11 protein-coding genes are annotated in these 16,761 nt (G+C 53.4%); 6 read left to right on the forward strand and 5 right to left on the reverse strand.

The genetic code is table 11. The features are described from left to right. Window positions 1-149: 149 nt before the first annotated feature. Together D5085_09485 and D5085_09490 are read right to left on the reverse strand one after the other, a co-directional pair. Window positions 150-2,606 carry a hypothetical protein gene (locus D5085_09485; protein QEP43333.1) on the reverse strand — a complete coding sequence of 819 codons (2,457 nt, stop codon included), beginning with the start codon at window positions 2,604-2,606 and terminating at the stop codon, window positions 150-152. A gap of 57 nt (window positions 2,607-2,663) precedes the next feature. After that, complete coding sequence (locus D5085_09490; protein ID QEP43334.1) at window positions 2,664-7,379, reverse strand: hypothetical protein; 4,716 nt, start codon at window positions 7,377-7,379, stop codon at window positions 2,664-2,666. A 292-nt stretch (window positions 7,380-7,671) separates the two neighbouring features. Between D5085_09490 and D5085_09495 the strand changes: the two genes are divergently transcribed. Genes D5085_09495 through D5085_09520 form a run of 6 tightly spaced genes read left to right on the forward strand, consistent with a single transcriptional unit; the run spans window position 7,672 to window position 14,273 of the window. Then, window positions 7,672-8,184 (forward strand): pre-pilin like leader sequence, encoded by a 513-nt coding sequence (locus tag D5085_09495; GenBank protein QEP45118.1) that lies wholly within the window; start codon window positions 7,672-7,674, stop codon window positions 8,182-8,184. Further along, window positions 8,181-8,594, forward strand: a complete 414-nt coding sequence (gene pilV / locus D5085_09500; GenBank protein QEP43335.1) for a type IV pilus modification protein PilV — start codon at window positions 8,181-8,183, stop codon at window positions 8,592-8,594. The genes D5085_09495 and pilV overlap by 4 nt, the downstream gene beginning before the upstream one ends. Further along, a complete protein-coding gene (locus D5085_09505) occupies window positions 8,591-9,664 on the forward strand; it encodes a pilus assembly protein PilW (protein ID QEP45119.1) in 1,074 nt (357 codons plus the stop codon). Before pilV ends, D5085_09505 begins: the two co-directional genes overlap by 4 nt. A gap of 16 nt (window positions 9,665-9,680) precedes the next feature. Beyond that, entirely contained in the window at window positions 9,681-10,193 is a 513-nt protein-coding gene (locus tag D5085_09510; protein ID QEP43336.1) for a hypothetical protein, read from the forward strand. A gap of 38 nt (window positions 10,194-10,231) precedes the next feature. Continuing rightward, a complete protein-coding gene (locus D5085_09515; protein QEP43337.1) occupies window positions 10,232-13,813 on the forward strand; it encodes a hypothetical protein in 3,582 nt (1,193 codons plus the stop codon). A 31-nt stretch (window positions 13,814-13,844) separates the two neighbouring features. After that, window positions 13,845-14,273, forward strand: coding sequence for a type IV pilin protein (locus tag D5085_09520; protein ID QEP43338.1), 429 nt, complete (start codon window positions 13,845-13,847; stop codon window positions 14,271-14,273). A 24-nt stretch (window positions 14,274-14,297) separates the two neighbouring features. Here the strand turns inward: D5085_09520 and D5085_09525 are convergent, their stop codons facing one another. Genes D5085_09525 through D5085_09535 form a run of 3 tightly spaced genes read right to left on the reverse strand, consistent with a single transcriptional unit; the run spans window position 14,298 to window position 16,697 of the window. Beyond that, window positions 14,298-14,735, reverse strand: a complete 438-nt coding sequence (locus D5085_09525; GenBank protein QEP43339.1) for a hypothetical protein — start codon at window positions 14,733-14,735, stop codon at window positions 14,298-14,300. A gap of 10 nt (window positions 14,736-14,745) precedes the next feature. Beyond that, window positions 14,746-15,195 carry a DNA polymerase III subunit chi gene (locus tag D5085_09530; protein ID QEP43340.1) on the reverse strand — a complete coding sequence of 150 codons (450 nt, stop codon included), beginning with the start codon at window positions 15,193-15,195 and terminating at the stop codon, window positions 14,746-14,748. A gap of 17 nt (window positions 15,196-15,212) precedes the next feature. Next, complete coding sequence (locus D5085_09535) at window positions 15,213-16,697, reverse strand: leucyl aminopeptidase (protein QEP43341.1); 1,485 nt, start codon at window positions 16,695-16,697, stop codon at window positions 15,213-15,215. Between the last annotated feature and the right edge of the window lie 64 nt (window positions 16,698-16,761).

The raw sequence follows: 16,761 nt of genomic DNA on the forward strand, positions 1-16,761 counted from the left end.
TTGCAGCTCCCCCTTGCTGAAGGGCTTGGCTCTTGCGGCAAAGGGCCATGAGGGTCATGTTCGCTCCTTGTTGCGTCATGACTCAACATAGGCGAAATTTGCCGGTGAGGGCAGTGGCAATCACCGGCTAGATTTAGAGCTTTATTTTTTTAACAACTGGTCTCAAATTGCTTGACAGCTTCCGCTACCTCCTGCCAGCTATGACCGATGCGGATATGATCTATTGTAATGCTATCATCTGGTTGTAAGTTAACCGTTCTAAAGCCAATACTATTAAGGCTACTAATCGCACTATTGGCTATCCCGGTAGTGGTGGTAGGAGGCGGTTCACTCTCTAAAGTAGAGGGGTTCACCCATAGCTGGTAGTGGCTATAGTTAGCGCTAGGTGAATCGCTCTGTTTGGAGAGTTTACCAACAATAAAATAGGTAGAGTCGGACTGAATATCAGTGGCATAGCTATCATTGCTGCTTGTGGTTCTGACAAAAAAATCTTCAGGGCCAGAGCCGTTACCTCGGTTCATTTTTATTCCAATATTAGGGTGTGTGGTGTAACTAGAGCTATTAAACCATAGTGCCATGAATTTATTATTTTCCTGACTGCCGCTAAAGCGAACCAAGATACTGACATAGATATCTTGTTGTTCACGAGGCTGATTCAATGTACGAAGGGCCGACTGATTATGGTTGCCAAAAAGTTTTAGGGCGCGTGATCCACCCTCAACACACTCTCCTGCTGTACTATATTGCAATGGGTTGGCTTGGCTATCGATCACCTGTTGTGTTGAGCTGTTTCCATCCCATGCACTACCCCAACCGTTCCCGCCATCGTAGCCGGTAATTGAGCTGTTACCTGGGTGTTGTTCAAATGAGTCAGATATCATCTCCATTGTCGTATCACAAAAATCTTGTAGCGTCGCGGTTGTTAGTGACGCTGCGTTGTAGTGAATCGTTGTGTCGCTGCCGATCACAATGTTACCTCCGGCGCTGAGCGCACCATAGTAGTGGGCATGAGAACCAGAGTTGGAGTTAAAGTTTCCCGTCACATAGAGGATAGCAGAAACTGTTTGGTGAGAAGAGCTGTTATTCCAATCTCCATAGGCATAGATAGCCAGTTTCTCACTAGGATCAGGAACATTGTAACCTTGAGCATTGATTTTAATTCGATAGGGTATTGTTACATCATTTAAAATATAGAGGTACGCTGTGCCCGTACCGATTACCTCTATATGTTGTTCGCTACTGCTGAGCTCTAATGTCTCAATCCAGTAGGTGGCGCCTGCGCGAAGTTGCAATTTGTTTTTGTAATTTAATTTTAGGTGTTTTATATAGTATTCGCTGTAAGCTCCGTTGTCGGAAATAGTCACCTGATTATTTCCTGTAACATTAGAGTGAATAGCGTCATAATGATTGCTTCCTTGACTTCCTAATACATAGCTGTGTGGTGGTGCGGGAGCCGACCATCCAAAAGTTTTGCTAACGCTCTGATTGCTATATTTAAATGCGGGAGCAGGTAGCGAGGGTGAGGCAGAGCCGCTCGGTTGACAATCGTCAGACTCGCAGGTGTTTTGCCCATACTGGTTATAGGTTATGCTATTTGTTGTGCTGATGATAGGGGTATCTTGACCCTCGATTTGACCATTCCAGTTGAAGGTGATAGCTCCACTACTAGAATGGTTCTGAAGCCCGCTAGGAAAAATAGCTCCGCACGAGCTCGGTGTGACATTATCGCAATTAAAGGCGCTCTGAACTTCTGCTTTTACACTATCGGTGTAGGTGAAGCTAGTGTTGCTACCTACTTTGACCGTGCCCTTGCTTAAAATGGCACCAGTAATATCGTTGTTATTGTTAAATTCAATTGTTGTGTCGCTATGCGGCGTATATATAATGCCATTAAAATCGATATCTGACGAGCCGTTTTCACCATTGCCAATCTTGACATCTGCGCTACTGTAAAGATAAATAATAAAATTTTTGGTTGAGCCTGTTGAGTTAAAGTGTACTTGGTTGCCAGCATCGATTTTTGATTTTATATAGAAGTTAACCGAACCGGAAGGGTCGATAATTAAATCAACACTGTTACCAATGGTTAGTTTTTCTATGTAATAGTCTCCGGGGCCTAGATAGATAGTGTCGTTACTGCTAATGATGAGTTCTTTAATGTGGTATGTTCCAGAGTTAAATCGAACATATTGATTATTGTTTATTTGTATATCTATTTTATTGTATGTGTCGGGGGAGATGGTGAGGGTGTTTTTTATAGAAATATCGCTATTACTAGAGAATGTGGGAAATGAGTCTGGTTCAAGAGGGCTGAATGTTACGGCTACATCTTGCATAACGCCTTCTGGTGTGGGGGAGTCTAGCCCTTGGTCACCGCTAATAGCAACGCCATTAATCGTGCTGGCGCTACCCCCTTGTCCACCATACTCAAACGAATCGATGCCAATCACACCATAGTTTAATAGGGTATTTATGTTGTCGCAGTTTGCTGCAAGTATTTGCTGAGAAAATGGGGAGAGTAATAGCAGCCACAACATGGGCAGGCTCTTAATGTAATAGAGTAAACAGCCATCTTTTGAGGCTGTGTTTTTATTAGCTTTAATCATCACATTCTCCTGATGATATGAGTGTTCTGTTTTATTACCAAGACTCATCTAGCGCTCTCAATACGCTTCCCGCCAATAGTAGATGCGATCATCGCTGCGATAGATCCCGAAGGTGGCGCTGGCGGCATCGTAATCGTCACTATCGTCTAAATCGCCATCACCATTCCAGTCGAAACGGAGCCATGACGGGTTGAGCAGGCGCAGAGTTACCCTACCTGTTACGCCACTGCTATCTGGCGTGAGGGTGAATGAGTTGCCTGGAGTGAGCGAAGTGCCGCTTACGCTGATATCGGCACTCGAACCATCGGTGGCGCAGCTTAAAGGGGACGGGATAGTGCAGGTGAGATCACTAGCGGCAGAGAGGAGGGTGCCACTGTCATCTAGGTTGATGATCCAGTTACCGTCACTATCGACATACTCGACATTAAATAGTATTGACTGAGTATCGGTCTCGTTACCGTAGCTGTCGGCGAGGGTGGCGCGACCGTAGCGAAGATGGTTGCCAACGGGGTTAAAGGTGAGCGCTTGGGTGTGAAGCTCATTAAAGATCGTATCGGTCAGACTAATGGTAAAGCGCGGTGCAATCGCTGCGGTAAACGGGGGGACGGGGGTGGCGGTTTTAGTATGGGTGATCTGGCCATCTAGGGTCACCGTCGCGACCCCATCGACAAAATCGGTTGCGCTGGAGGAGGGGTTAGTCAGTTGCCAAGATGTGCCATTTGACTCCGTTCCACTCGCGCTAGTCGCCGCTATGGTGGCCGGGTTAAAGCTGCTGCTCCAAGTTGAAGCAACATTTTGGGTGGTCGCACCGCCGTGATTGATAGCGGTGACGCGAAAGGTGGGGGGGGCGAGAAAGGTAACACTCTCACCGACATAGGTGAAACTGAGCTGGCTATTATCGATAATCCCCTCATCCGCACTGCCATCGACTTTGGTAATGGTGTAGCTAAAGGGGGCAAAATAGAGCTCATCGGTGACCGGGCCTATTGATCCGCTGCCCAAATAGTCCGAGAGCGTGGCGGATAGGGTAAACTGACCCGCCTCACTCCAAATCGTTGTGAGTGAAGTGGCACCTTGTTGATAGTCAGCGGAGGTGCGGGAGAGGGTCGTAGGTAGCGTTTCGCCCTCGATAGTGGCCTGCCCGGGATAGGGGTAAGCGGTTTCATCGCGAGAGTAGGTGAGTGCTAATGAGGCGGGGGAGCTCTCCTTACCAAACTGGGAGGCGGGGGTTGTGCCATCGGCTAAGAGGGCCGTGAGGGTGACCTCCCCGCCGACACCGGCTTTGAACGGTGTCGCGCTGGAGGAGCTATTTGCTAACGAGAGAGCATCTGGCTTCACCACAAAAGGGTTTGAGTTAGCGCCGGCTAGGGTCGCACCGTTGAGGCTAAGGGGGTCAGTGTGGAGTCGAATTTGACCGACATTATTATATTGAAACGAAAAAGGGGCGTAGCCATTGGCATCGAATGTCAGCGTAATGGGGCCGCCTGCGGCAGCGACCGTGGTGGGGGTTCCACTGGCAAAATCGGCCAAATTGACCAACTCTAGCTCGGCACCGGCAGCGCAGCTTGCCGGATCGATGCAGCTATAACCGACATTAACCGAACGGCTTTCGCTACTTATCGCCGCGACGCAGGCCGCTGTGGTCTCATCGGTCTCGACGGCACGCAGATAGAGTGGTGTCTGGGCATGGGGGGGCTCGCTGCTGGATTTGCCTCCGGTTTGGGTTGCGATATTGGGCTCAAACAGCAGCATGGCGTTGACAAAATCTATTTCACAACTCCCTTCGACCCCTTGGTCAAAACAGCGGGTAACGCCGGTTGCCGCCGGTGAGCTGTTGTCCATCCCGAGCGTCACTCTCCCTTCGGTCGGGCGCTGAAGGGAGAGTGTTGTCTCACCGATGAAGGTCGGGGTATCTCCCTCTAACCACGACTGAGTGGCTGAGTTAGCCGGATTGAGTGTCAACGAAACTGAGTCGGTGTAGAGGCTATCGCAGGTCTCATTGGCGCACGCCTTAAAGGTTATCTCTGCGGCGATACAGGTTAGGGCGCTCCCTTGGTGTTCGATACGGTAGTGGTTAACGCCGGTCACCGGATTGATATCTTTGGCGCAAATCGTGAGATCATCGACTTCATGACTATCATTAGAGCCTCCCGTTGAGCCGGTGAGGGTGAGCAGAAGATTTTCGGGCACGGCGGCCTGAGTCTGGTTCGGCAGATTAAGAATATCGATAGCGGCAATTAGGGGGGTAAAGGGGGCATTAGGATCGCTATTGTCGGTGCGTCGCTCTAGTGTTAACCACGACTCTCCCGCCTCTCGGCTATCGAGTGTTAGGCGGTAGCGATGGCCGCTGCTATTGCGGATGGTTGGGGTGAGTGTGTCGGTGCCGGTAATATAGCAGTAGCCGGTGTCGCCACTGCCTGACCCTCGAATGGCTAGCGCATTGGGGACTCGGTTTGAGGAGTCATTTTTGCCGCCACAACGACCTTCGCTGTTAGCTGAGAAATTACCAAAGGTATCAAGCCCGATCCCTAACCAGCCTCCGCTAAAACCATCAACTCCTGAGCGTTGGGCGTAGCCGAGCGAGCCACCATAACCGCCGGGGGCGGGGGTGACGCTAGCATCGGAGAGGACAAAGGCGATACCGTCTGCGCCACTGCCCCCATAGGCGTAGTAGTCAAACTCGATAATGACCAAGTTATCGGCCGAGGGGATATGGCGCTGTAGTGTTGCGGCGGTGGCAACATTGCTACTATTATCGGTCAGTCGCAGGCGGTTATTGAGTATGCGTGGGTTACCGAAGCTACCGCTGCCATGGGTGACGCTCCAGTTCGCGCTCGGGGGGCTGTTATCGGTTCCGGTAAAGGCATCCTCGACACAGATAAGTTCCGGGGTGCATTCGAGGGGGGCTCTAGTGCTACCATCCCAGTTTTTGTCGCTATTTTCATGGGTATAGATAGATAAGACCTCGGCGTCATTGAGAACCTGGTCAAATATCTTTACCTCATCCAGATACCCCGCATAGTAGGTGTAATTTCTGTCATTAGTATTGACCAAACTGCCAAGCCGATTGAATGAGTTACCGATATCTCCTGTGGTCGATGTGAGCGCTTGATTGAGCGAGCCATCGACATAGACTTTGAGCTCACCCGTTGTTGCCTCTCTGGTGAGCACGACATGGTGCCACTGATTATCATTGACCGCCTGCGTTGATTTGACTCCATTGGCGTTTCCTACCGCAACCCCTATCTTGCCATCTGCATCGAGCCAGCCCCAAAAGATATCATCCGAACCACCACTCTGTTCAACGCCGGTAACCACTGGCGCACTCCAGCGAGTGTTGTTGCCTGGTTGTGTGGTTTTTAACCAAAAACTGAGCGAGGCGGTGCCCTTTAAGTAGTCATCTAGTTGCGCTTGAGTGAGGTATTGATTGGTGCCGTTGAGTTGTGCGGCGTAGTGGATTTTGCCCTCTTCTATCGTGGTAGCGCCATTCATGGGGGTTGCATGATAGTCGTTGCCGCTGCTATCGGTAACCTCACCTGCCGCATCGTTCCATTCGCACTGATCAAAGCGATAGTCGATGACGGGGATTAAATCGGAACATAGTCGCACACTTAATCCATCAGTATAGTAAGGGTAGCCACCATGGATAACGATACGATCAAAATTGCCACTATAGTCGCTATCGGCACGGCTAGTCACGGTAGCTAGTTCACTACCTGCGGCGTTAAAGATAGTTAGGCTAAAGGTGTTGTCATCGTTAGCTTTAAAACGAAAGCGGTACCACTCATCGTCTGTTCTGCTCCAGTCAACTGCCGGGCTAATATCGGTTGCCGCGCCCGCTGCCCTTTTTTCAATACCAATTTTGCTACCCGTTACCCTGAATCCATAGCCATTGTAGTTACTATCGGTAACCGATAGGCGATCTTGTTTCCCTCCGTTTCTAACCGAGGGGCTATATAGCCACCCCTCAAACACATAGTTTCTGTCAACCTCTCTGCCTAAAGCTCTCCAGCCACCATTTGGATCATTATTGCTATCTTTTTTGAGTGAGTGTGACCCATACTTTTTCTGTTCCATCGAGGGGGATAGCGTTCCGCTGCCGTAATCACTCCAGCCAGTGGTGAAGGTGTAATCTTCCAGAATCTCCTCCCATCTGCAGGCGCTGTAGCGGTACTCCCCTGTCGGCGGCGGTTCCGAGTTGGCGCTGCAGTTGGCGTGGGCGGGTTGACAGCTTCCGGTGACGCTAGTCGTGCCTAGTGATAGCTCTCCTCCTGCGGTTAGATTACCCTTGACGATGCCATTATTATTAATCGTAATATTTCCACCGGCAGTCATATTGCCGGTATAGCTTAGGTTGTTATTTATATCAATACTGCCCCCAACGACTAAGTTAACTGTATGGCCATTCGCAATAACTTCGAAATTGTTGTTTGCCTTAAAATCACCCGCTATAGTTATCTCTGTATCAGCCGAGAGGTTGAACTCTAAATTGTTATTGAAGACAAGATTGCCGTTGCAATCGTAGTTAGATGATGATTGTGAACAGTTAGGTATGGTATCGTTAGGTAAGTTATAGGCAAGTAGATCTGTCGAGAGCGCCATGACTAATGGAGCGATGATAGTGGTAGGTAGATAGCGTTTGATTATCAAACAGCGGTTAGCAAAGAGACTCTTCATCAATCCTCCTCCCCCATACGACCTAAATAGACAAGCTAAATCGGCTTGTTCGTGCTCTGTTGTTTGTGCCATAAAATTGAAAAAATAACGCGACAATAGCTAAATTTCGCCACAGATTGTAGCAATATTAAAGAGCTAAATGGTAGGCCATACTAGCCGCCGTATGTCTTATTTCAATGGCATCTATGTTAATTATCTGTTTAAAATTATGTAGTTATAGATGAAGCCTCTGTTTTTGATTGATGGCGTTTCAGCTAAAAGTCGCGCCGTTAGGTGGCAAATATGCGCCGTCTGTCACAAAATAAGATAGAGATCGCTATTTTTCGTTGACAAAACCGAGCCCGCTACCTAACCTGAGACTGTGAGCAGTTAACAGCAGGTAGCAGTAATGCGTGTCGCAGTGGGTGGATTTACTTTAGTTGAGCTGATGGTGACGGTGGTGGTCTTGATGATTTTGACCACTGTTGCCACCCCTAGTATGGTGTCGCTCATTGCCGATAACCGTGCTACTTCAGTGGCGAGCTCTTTGAGCTCCGCCTTTAGCCTCGCTAGGAGTGAGGCGGTGGTGCGGGGGCAGAGTAGCGCTGTCTGTAGCAGCAGTAACGGCAGTAGCTGCGGCGGTAGCTGGAACGATGGCTGGATGGTGTTTGTCGATGAGGATGGCAACGGCACCCATAACGGCTCGGAGGAGATTTTGCGACTCTGGCAGACCCCGACGGGCGAGGCGACCATTAGCGCTACCACGACAGCGGTTAGCTATCTGCCACTCGGCGCGGCCGCCCACGCTAGCCCGATTGAGCTGGTGCTCTCGTTTACCCCTTGTGAGGGGGAGCAGCAGCGCCGCATCACTCTTCATCCGATGGGACGAGTTACTGTAGATGAGGAGGCGTGTGGCACATGATACGACAGCAAGCCGGTTTTGGTCTCATTGAGGTACTTATTACTGCGCTGATTTTGGCCACTGGACTGTTGGGGCTCGCCTCGCTACAGGCGGAGAGTCTGCGTGCTAACCATAGCGCCTCGCTCCGCTCCCAGGCGAGCTATTTCAGTTATGACATTATCGACCGAATGCGCGCGAATCGGCAGCAGGCGCTCAATGGTCAGTACGATATTGCGCTAGGGGTGGTGCCAACTGGCGGCAGTGTCGCTGAAGTTGATCTGCTGGAGTGGAAGATGGCACTAGCGGCGACCCTCCCGCTAGGGGATGGCGCGGTGGAGCGCAGTGGTAGTCAAGTGACGGTAACCATTCAGTGGGACGACTCGCGCGGTCGCGAGTCGCTACAGCAGTTTGATCTAGATATGCAGCTATGACAACAGGACAGAACGCGAAGGGGATGACGCTGGTCGAGGTGATGGTGGCCTTGGTGGCCGGCCTGTTTCTGTTGGGGGGGCTCGGACAGCTCTTTGTCAGCAGTAAACAGATCTACCGCTCGCAGGAGGCGTTGGCTCATCTACAGGAGTCGGCCCGGTTTGCCACCTTCATTCTCAACCGCGAGCTTCGTAGTAGCGACTTTTTAGGGTGTCAGTCTGATCTGGTGCCGGAGAGTCCTCGTGGTAGTGGGGTATTGATGTCGGGGCAGCTACGCAATACCCTCAACCCCGCCCCGCCGGCAGATCCGGGGTATCTGTTTGACTTTAACAATACCCTGCTCGGTTATGAGGCCAATAGCAGCGCTTGGGTGCCGGCGCTGCCAACGGCTATTAGTGGTCATAACCCGCTACTAGGGCACGATATTGTCACCTTTCGCGGCAGTGAAGCGACCGGTGTGGTGGTGACCGCCCATCCGGGCGGCTCCCCCCCGGGCTCGGCCTCGCTGCTGATTACCGCCGGTAGCAATATTGTCAGCGGTGAGACTCTGTTAGTTGCAACTTGTGATCAGGGGGCGATTTTTCAGGTCTCAGCCGGTCATCCGGGCACTTCAGGGCAGATCCCCCACAATACCGGTGCCGGTTCACCGGGGAACTGGACTAAAGCGTTAGGGCGTGACTTTACCGGTGCCGAGATCTTTCGTACCTTCTCCCGTAGCTACTTTATTGCCGCTGGAAGTGGCGCGGCAGCGACCCCGACACTCTATCGGCTTAATCAAAATGGTAGCGCCGATGAGCTGATAGAGGGGGTGTTTGATCTACAGGTGAGTTATGGTGTCGATAGTTCACTGATTGCCAATGGTCGTATCGACAGCTATCAGACCGCCGATGCGGTGACTAACTGGGATCGGGTGTTGGCGCTACGACTCTCGCTCTTGCTCGGCTCGATTGAGGCTGGGGTGGCCGATGCGCCGATGAGCCTCTTCTATAATGGGGCGACCTGGACGGCACCCGACAGACGGCTCTACCAAGTGGTAACCACCACGGTGGCGCTGCGTAACCGTTTGCCCTAGGGGCGGGGAGGTAGAGATGATGAGCTTGCATCGAGAGGCGGGGGTGGTGATGATCACCGCGCTGCTGTTTCTGTTTGTCATGACCCTGCTTGGGGTGGCGGCAATGCAGAGTAGTCTGCTGCAAGAGCGGATGGCGGGCCATCTGCGCGATAGTCACATGGCTTTTCAAGCGGCGGAGTCGGCGCTGCGAGGGGGGGAGGCGTGGCTCGATAGCTCGGCGACGAATCGTGCCACGGCGGAGGGTAATTTGCCACTCGCGACCCCTGCGGCGTGGGATGGTAGTGGTGCGATGGGGAGTGTCGCCCTTAACCCTGAGGCGGGGCTCTTCGCCGATCCGCAGTTCCACCTTGGGCCGCCGCAATTTGTCCGCTCCCCCGAAAGTATGGATCTGAATCAGGCGCAGCTACTCTGCCAGCGACTCTATCCGGTGACCGCCCGGGCAAGCGGCGGTACAGCGACTAGTGTGGTAATTTTGCGTTCCACTTACGATCCTCCGATGGGGGGCTGGGTGAGCTGCCCAAATCCTTGAGGTTCAGTTTGGCTCTGCGTCTGGAGGCGCGATTCGCGATGATACGGTTAACACTCTCTATTTTAGTCGGGCTACTACTCACCCTGAGCCAGCCGCTATTGGGCGCGGTGGAGCTATCCTCCGCCCCGCTCAATGTGAATCCGCCGGTAGTGCCGGCGCTGATTTTAGCGGTCGATAATTCGGGCTCAATGGATGCCGAAATTTTATTGCGCTCTAACGATGGTGCCGCTTGGTGGCATACGGGGGATGACTCCTTTAGCGGGCGGGATATGAACGATAATTGGGTGGCCGGCGGCGGGGTGAACTTTAACCGTGCTGGCAGCGCCAGCTCGACCTGGAAGAAGTTTATCTACCTCTTTCCTAATGGTACCGGATTGACCAGTGGTCGTCGGGCGTATGGGGATAGCAGTAACGACCACTTTGCGGTGCCGCCGATAGGGGCGTATGGCTATGTGCGCTCGCACCAATATAATAACTCCTACTTTAACCCCTTTAGTCTCTATACACCGTGGCCAAGCTTGGGGGGCTATACCTTTGGTGATTCCGATCCGACGGCCGCTAAGACCGATCCGACCCGTGGGAGCGAGACGCTTAATCTGACGGTCAATATCGAGAGCAATGAGAGCAACCACCGTTTTCGCTTCTACCCGACGATGAGACTACCGTTTGGAGTTCGCTATCGTGACTGGAGTGACGGCAATTGGAAGAGTGTTACCGCTATGGGCGGCATTGAGCCGGGTGATCGGCAACTGGCGGTCTCCTACTACCCGGCCACCTTCTATCTGACTGAAGATCAATCGCTGCCGGCCGATTTTGGCTATCTGCCCGAGCGCAGCGTGGTCGAGGGGGTCATCGGCGCTGAGGCGCTACGGGATGGGGCAACTCCCGATGGCGCGGCGATGATTCGTTATGAGATTCGAGCTGAGAACTTTATCTCTGCCGACCACTATCAGCGGGCGATACAGAATTTTGCCAACTGGTTTACCTACTACCGTAAACGCCACGCGGCGGCGCGGGGGGCGATTGGTGCCGCTTTTGCCGATATCGATGGTTTTCGGGTCGGCGCTTATACTATCAATAGCCGCCCCAATCCGGCCTCTGATCTATTGATTCGGGATCTGGCTATCGGAGCGGAGCGGGAGGCCTTCTTCTACCAAATTTATCGTAACTTTATCGGTAAAGGCGGGACACCAAACCGTGAAGCGGTCAATGCGATGCGGGCACAGTTTAGCCGTACCGATGCCAATGCGCCGATTCAGCAGCAGTGTCAAATGAACTTCGGCCTGCTCTTTACCGATGGTTACGCCAATGTCTGGACCGGTTCTGGCGTGGGCAATCGAGATGGTGCGATGGGCTCCCCCTTTGCCGATAGCCAGTCAAATACCCTAGCCGATATCGGCGCGGCACTCTATCTCGATAACCCCCGCCCCGATCTGCCGACCGGTCGGGTGCCGACGCCGTCGGCCTGTAGCGGCGCCGATCCCGATCCGGCGCTCGACTGTAATAGCAATCTCCATGTCAATCTGTTTGCGCTAACGATGGGAACCGTGGGCACGATCTTTAAGGTCGATCTGCTCGCTACCGCCGATCCGTTCGCTAATCCGCCGAACTGGCCGACCCACTTCTCGACCCGTAATCCGGTTCATGTCGATGATCTCTGGCATGCGACAATCAATAGTCGCGGCATGATGGTCGATGCCGAGGTGCCGCAGGAGCTGGGGGAGCGCTTTCGGGAGATTTTGAACGAAATTGCCGCCCGGCTCGATTCGGGGGCGACCTCTGCTGCGGCTAGCTCTGCTGTATTGCAGAGCGATACCCTGCTCTATACCGCCGGTTTTCGTAGCGGCGACTGGTCGGGGACGCTTAAGGCGCGGCGCATCTATGCTAACGGGTCGTTAAGTAGTGAGTCGTGTGATGACGGCTGCTGGGATGCTGAGGAGCAGCTACGCCTTAAGGGGGCTCATTTTCGTAACCTTGTGGCCGGTATCGGTGGCGGGGCGGCGGTTTCTTTGCAGTTTGATCAACTGACGGCTGCGCAGCAGCAGGTGCTTAACCACCATAGTGACAACAGTAACGATGGCTTAGGCGCCGCCCGGGTTGCGTGGTTGCGCGGGGTCGAGCACGGCTCACTTCGCAGCCGTAGCGATTCGGGTCAGCTACGGCTGCTGGGCGATATTGTCCACTCCGATCCGCAGTATCGACACGATATCCTCTATGTCGGAGCCAATGATGGCATGGTACACGCTTTTGATGCTAGTAGCGGTGAGGAGCTGTTTGGCTATATTCCCACTCCGCTGCTACTGCCGGAAGCAGGACGCAACCACGCCCCCCTAAGCCGACTAACCGATCCTAACTACGCCCACAGCTATTTTATGGATGGCACGCTAACGGTGGTCGATGTTAGCCTCGGTGGGAGCGCTAAAACGATTCTGGTCGGTGGCATGGGAGCGGGCGGGCGGACGCTGTTTGCACTCGATGTGACCGATCCGGCCAACTTCTCCGCTAATGATGTGATGTGGGAGTTTAGCCACGCCGAACTCGGCTATAACTCCGGCGCACCGGCGGTGGTGCGAACCAGTAGCGGTACTTGGGCGGCTATCGTTGGCAACGGTTACAATAGCGATAGCGGTAAGGCGTCGCTGTTTGTGATCGATCTTGCCAGCGGTAACTTAATTAAGCGCATTGGGACTGATAATCAGCTTAATAACGGCTTAGCGACCCCGTTTGTGACCGACTGGGCGGTCAATAATCTTCGCGCTGCCCGCGTCTATGCCGGTGATCTCTTTGGCCGCTTATGGAGTTTCGATCTCTCTTCAACCAACACCAGCCACTGGACGCAGTCGAGTCGGCGTAAAATCCTCTTTACCGCCACCGATAGCGGGGGCAGCCCGCAGCCGATCACCTCCGCCCCCTATGGTGCCCAAGTGAATAGTGATGAGGCGGTAATCGCCTTTGGCAGCGGCAGCTACTTTAGAGCGAGCGATGGTAGTGACCACCAGACCCAATCGATTTACGGTATTTTAGACCATATCGACTTTAGTCAAGAGAGTGAGTTAGCGCGGGATCAACTGCTACAGCAGTCGATTCTCCACCGCACTACGGTAACCGCTGTCGATGGTAGTGAACGAATTTTACGCATACTCTCCGATCTCGCTTTTAATCCAGCGATACATAAGGGGTGGTATCTCGATATGGGTGGCGTTGCCGATCTGGGGGAGCGGGTGATTAACGGGCCGCGTACCTTAGGCAGAGAGGAGCGACGGGTTCGCTTTACCTCATTAGTTCCCGATAGCGATCCCTGCGGTACCGGTCAGCGCGGCTTTCTGATCGATGTTAATCTATTAACCGGCGGCAGAGCCGAGGCACCGGTATTTGATCTCAATGAAGATCAGAAGTTTGATGATAACGATACGATTGAGTTGATTGTCGATGGTGAGCCTGAGAAGATAGCCCCCTCTTCTATCGATTTTGGTGGGGGAGAGCTGCCGATTACTATTCGGGTGGCCGATCCGCTGAGTGATGACTATGAGCTTATCTGTGATGGCGAGGGCAACTGTGAATTTACCCGCCCCTCAGATGCAACGCTTACCGGCCGTCAATCTTGGCAGCAGTTGCGATAGGTGGGTTTTTTAATGAAAGGGGCGTGGTGTGATGGTTGAGAGTCGGAGAGTTCAGAGCGGTTTTTCGCTCATGGAGCTGATGATTGCGGTGGCGATTGTCGCTATTTTGGCCTCTATCGCCTACCCCTCTTATGTGGGTTATATTCAACAGGCACGGCGTGCCGATGCGGTCGCGAGTTTAATGGAGTTAGCGCAGTTTATGGAGCGCTACTATACCGAGAACCACCGCTATCGTCAGAGTGACGGGAGTGCGCCTGTGCTCCCTTTTACCGAGGCACCTAAGAGTGGCGCGACCAAGTTCTACGATCTGACGATTACCACGACGGCCGATAATAGCTATACCCTGACGGCAACGCCTAAAGGGGGACAGAGTGGCGATGGTTGCGGCAGTTTTAGTTTGAACCATCTTGGGGTGCGTGGCCATAGCGGTTCGTTATCGGCCGATAACTGTTGGTTATAAAGGCGCTAGCTAGCAGCCTTTGGTTTAGGCACCGCTCTGCTGCTGTAGATGGGGGATAATCTGCTTTAGCTCGTCCATAATAATCTGCTGTAGCTGCCGTTGTAGCTGCGTCGTGCGCCGCTCAATGAGCAGTTCGACCAGCGCTTCGATCTCCTCTCTATCGAGCCGACTATTCGCTTCGATGAGCCCTTTGGCCGGATCGTCGGGCTGAGGGGCGGCCTGAATGAGCGTTTCGGTAAGTGTCGGGAGCGAGGGCTCTGTTGTTGTCGCCGTAGTCGCTGGCGTTGGGGGCTGTTGGTCACGCCTCTCCCGTTTTGTCGCTGCTTTCAAGGGCGGTTTGGGGGGGCTGTCTGGCGCTGGTGCAATCGCTTCCGGTTTTAACGCCGGTAGTGGGTCGTTAAGCATACCGAGCACATCGCTCAAGTCGGTCAAAATTTGGTTGCGGGCAGTCTGTTTGTCCATCGCGATCTCTTCACAGGTTATGGGTTTGCATCGGATAGCCTCGCTCCTGATAGTAGCGATACCGTGCTCTTGCTAGCTGTTTGCCGTTCTCATCTAAAGGGACTACCTCGGCCACTTTATCGAAGCGGCTGAAGCAGGCCGGCGGGGTTGGGGTATCGGCCAAATTGACCATCGCCGAGGGGGTGTTATTGTCGATAAGCTGCGGTCGCTGCAGTAGCTGATCTCCGTAGCCGATATAGATTCTAATCCCCTCGGCGTCACTTCGTTCATTGAGGCGTTGGTGGGGGAGGAAACTGACATCGTCAAAGCACCAGAGCAGATCATCGATTTTTGCGGCGGCGAGGCTATCCTCGGTGTGGAGATAGAGCAGACTCCCCTGCTGCCACCCCTTGGCCACAATTTTACACGCCAGTAGCTGCTGAGACAGCCGCTGCTGGATATAGAAGTTGACCTGAGTCATGGGGGGAGTCCCGACTATCACCGCTGTAGTAGATAGTTGACTAGCAGCGGTACTGGCCGACCGGTCGCCCCTTTGTTATCGCCACTTAGCCAGGAGGTACCGGCGATATCGAGGTGTGCCCAGCGCATCTTTTTGGTGAAGCGGGCTAAAAAGCAGCCGGCGGTAATGGTGCCCGCTTTCGGGCCGCCGATATTGGCCATATCGGCAAAGGGGCTTTTGAGCTGCTTATCGTACTCCTCCCACAGCGGCAGTGGCCAGAGGCGATCATGCGCCTTATCGCCCGCCTGTCGCAGCTCTTCAATCAAGCGCTCATCATTCCCCATGAGAGCGGAGGCGTGGCTGCCGAGGGCGACAATGCAGGCACCGGTGAGGGTGGCGATATCGATAATCGCCGCCGGTTTGAACCGTTCACTGTAGCTGAGCGCATCACAGAGGATTAATCGCCCTTCAGCGTCGGTATTCAATATTTCGATGGTCTGCCCCGAGAGGGAGGTGACGATATCGCCCGGTTTATTGGCCTGACCATCGGGTAGATTTTCGCAGCTCGGCACGACACCGACCAGATTGAGGGCTAGCCCCATCTCGGCAACGGCTTTCATAACGCCAAAGACCGTGGCGCCACCACACATATCGTACTTCATCTCATCCATATTGGCACCCGGCTTGAGCGATATCCCGCCGGCATCGAAGGTCACCCCCTTACCGACTAGCACCACTGGTGCCTCTTCTGATTCACCGCCGCGATACTCCATCACAATCAGTTTGGCCGGTTGGCGTGAACCGCGAGAGACCGAGAGCAGCGCCCCCATGCCGAGCTCCTCCATCTTGGCCTCATCGAGAATGGTGCAGGTTATGGGGGAGTAGCTCTCGGCTAGCCTCTGGGCCTGTTCGGCTAGATAGGTTGGGGTACAGATATTTCCCGGCAGATCGGCGAGCTCTCGGGTGAGAGCCATGCCGGCGGCAATCGCCTTACCCCGCTCAATCCGTCGTTGTATCACGGGCTGCTGTTTGGGCTTGGGGAGGTGGAGCTGATAGCTATCGGCTATTTTGGGGGGGTGATCAGGGTCACTTTTGCAGCGGGTAAATTGGTAGTGGCTGTTTAGCAGTAGCTGCACTTCGGTTTGGGCGGCCCATTTGGCGCTGCGCTGCTCGATTGGACTCTGGTGGAGCGTGGAGGTGATCTGTTTTAACGGTAGCGCCTTGAGGGCTGTGGCGGCAGCGGTGACAATATCGATATAGCTAGCGGCGGTAAGAGTCCGCAGATCGCCACCACTGACGATGAGTAGCCGTTTGGCTTTTAACCCTTTCGGGTGGTGTAGCAGCAGGGTTGAGCCTAACTTGGCGGCCAACTCACCGGTACGGATATAGTCGCTAAGCTGCCCCTCCATCGCCTTGTCGATAGCGGCAGCCTCCGCCGATAGCTTGTTGTGGCAGGGGAGGGTGATAACTAGACAGTCGGTGGTGAGGCTCTCTAAGGGGCCGGTAATAGTGGAAATCTGCATCTCTCTCCTCGCGGTAGTGGGTGATAAACAGTAACGATGATACCATAGCCGTTTTGCAAACGGA

The sequence above is a fragment of the Ectothiorhodospiraceae bacterium BW-2 genome (genome assembly GCA_008375315.1).
Classification (GTDB): domain Bacteria; phylum Pseudomonadota; class Gammaproteobacteria; order Thiohalomonadales; family Thiohalomonadaceae; genus BW-2.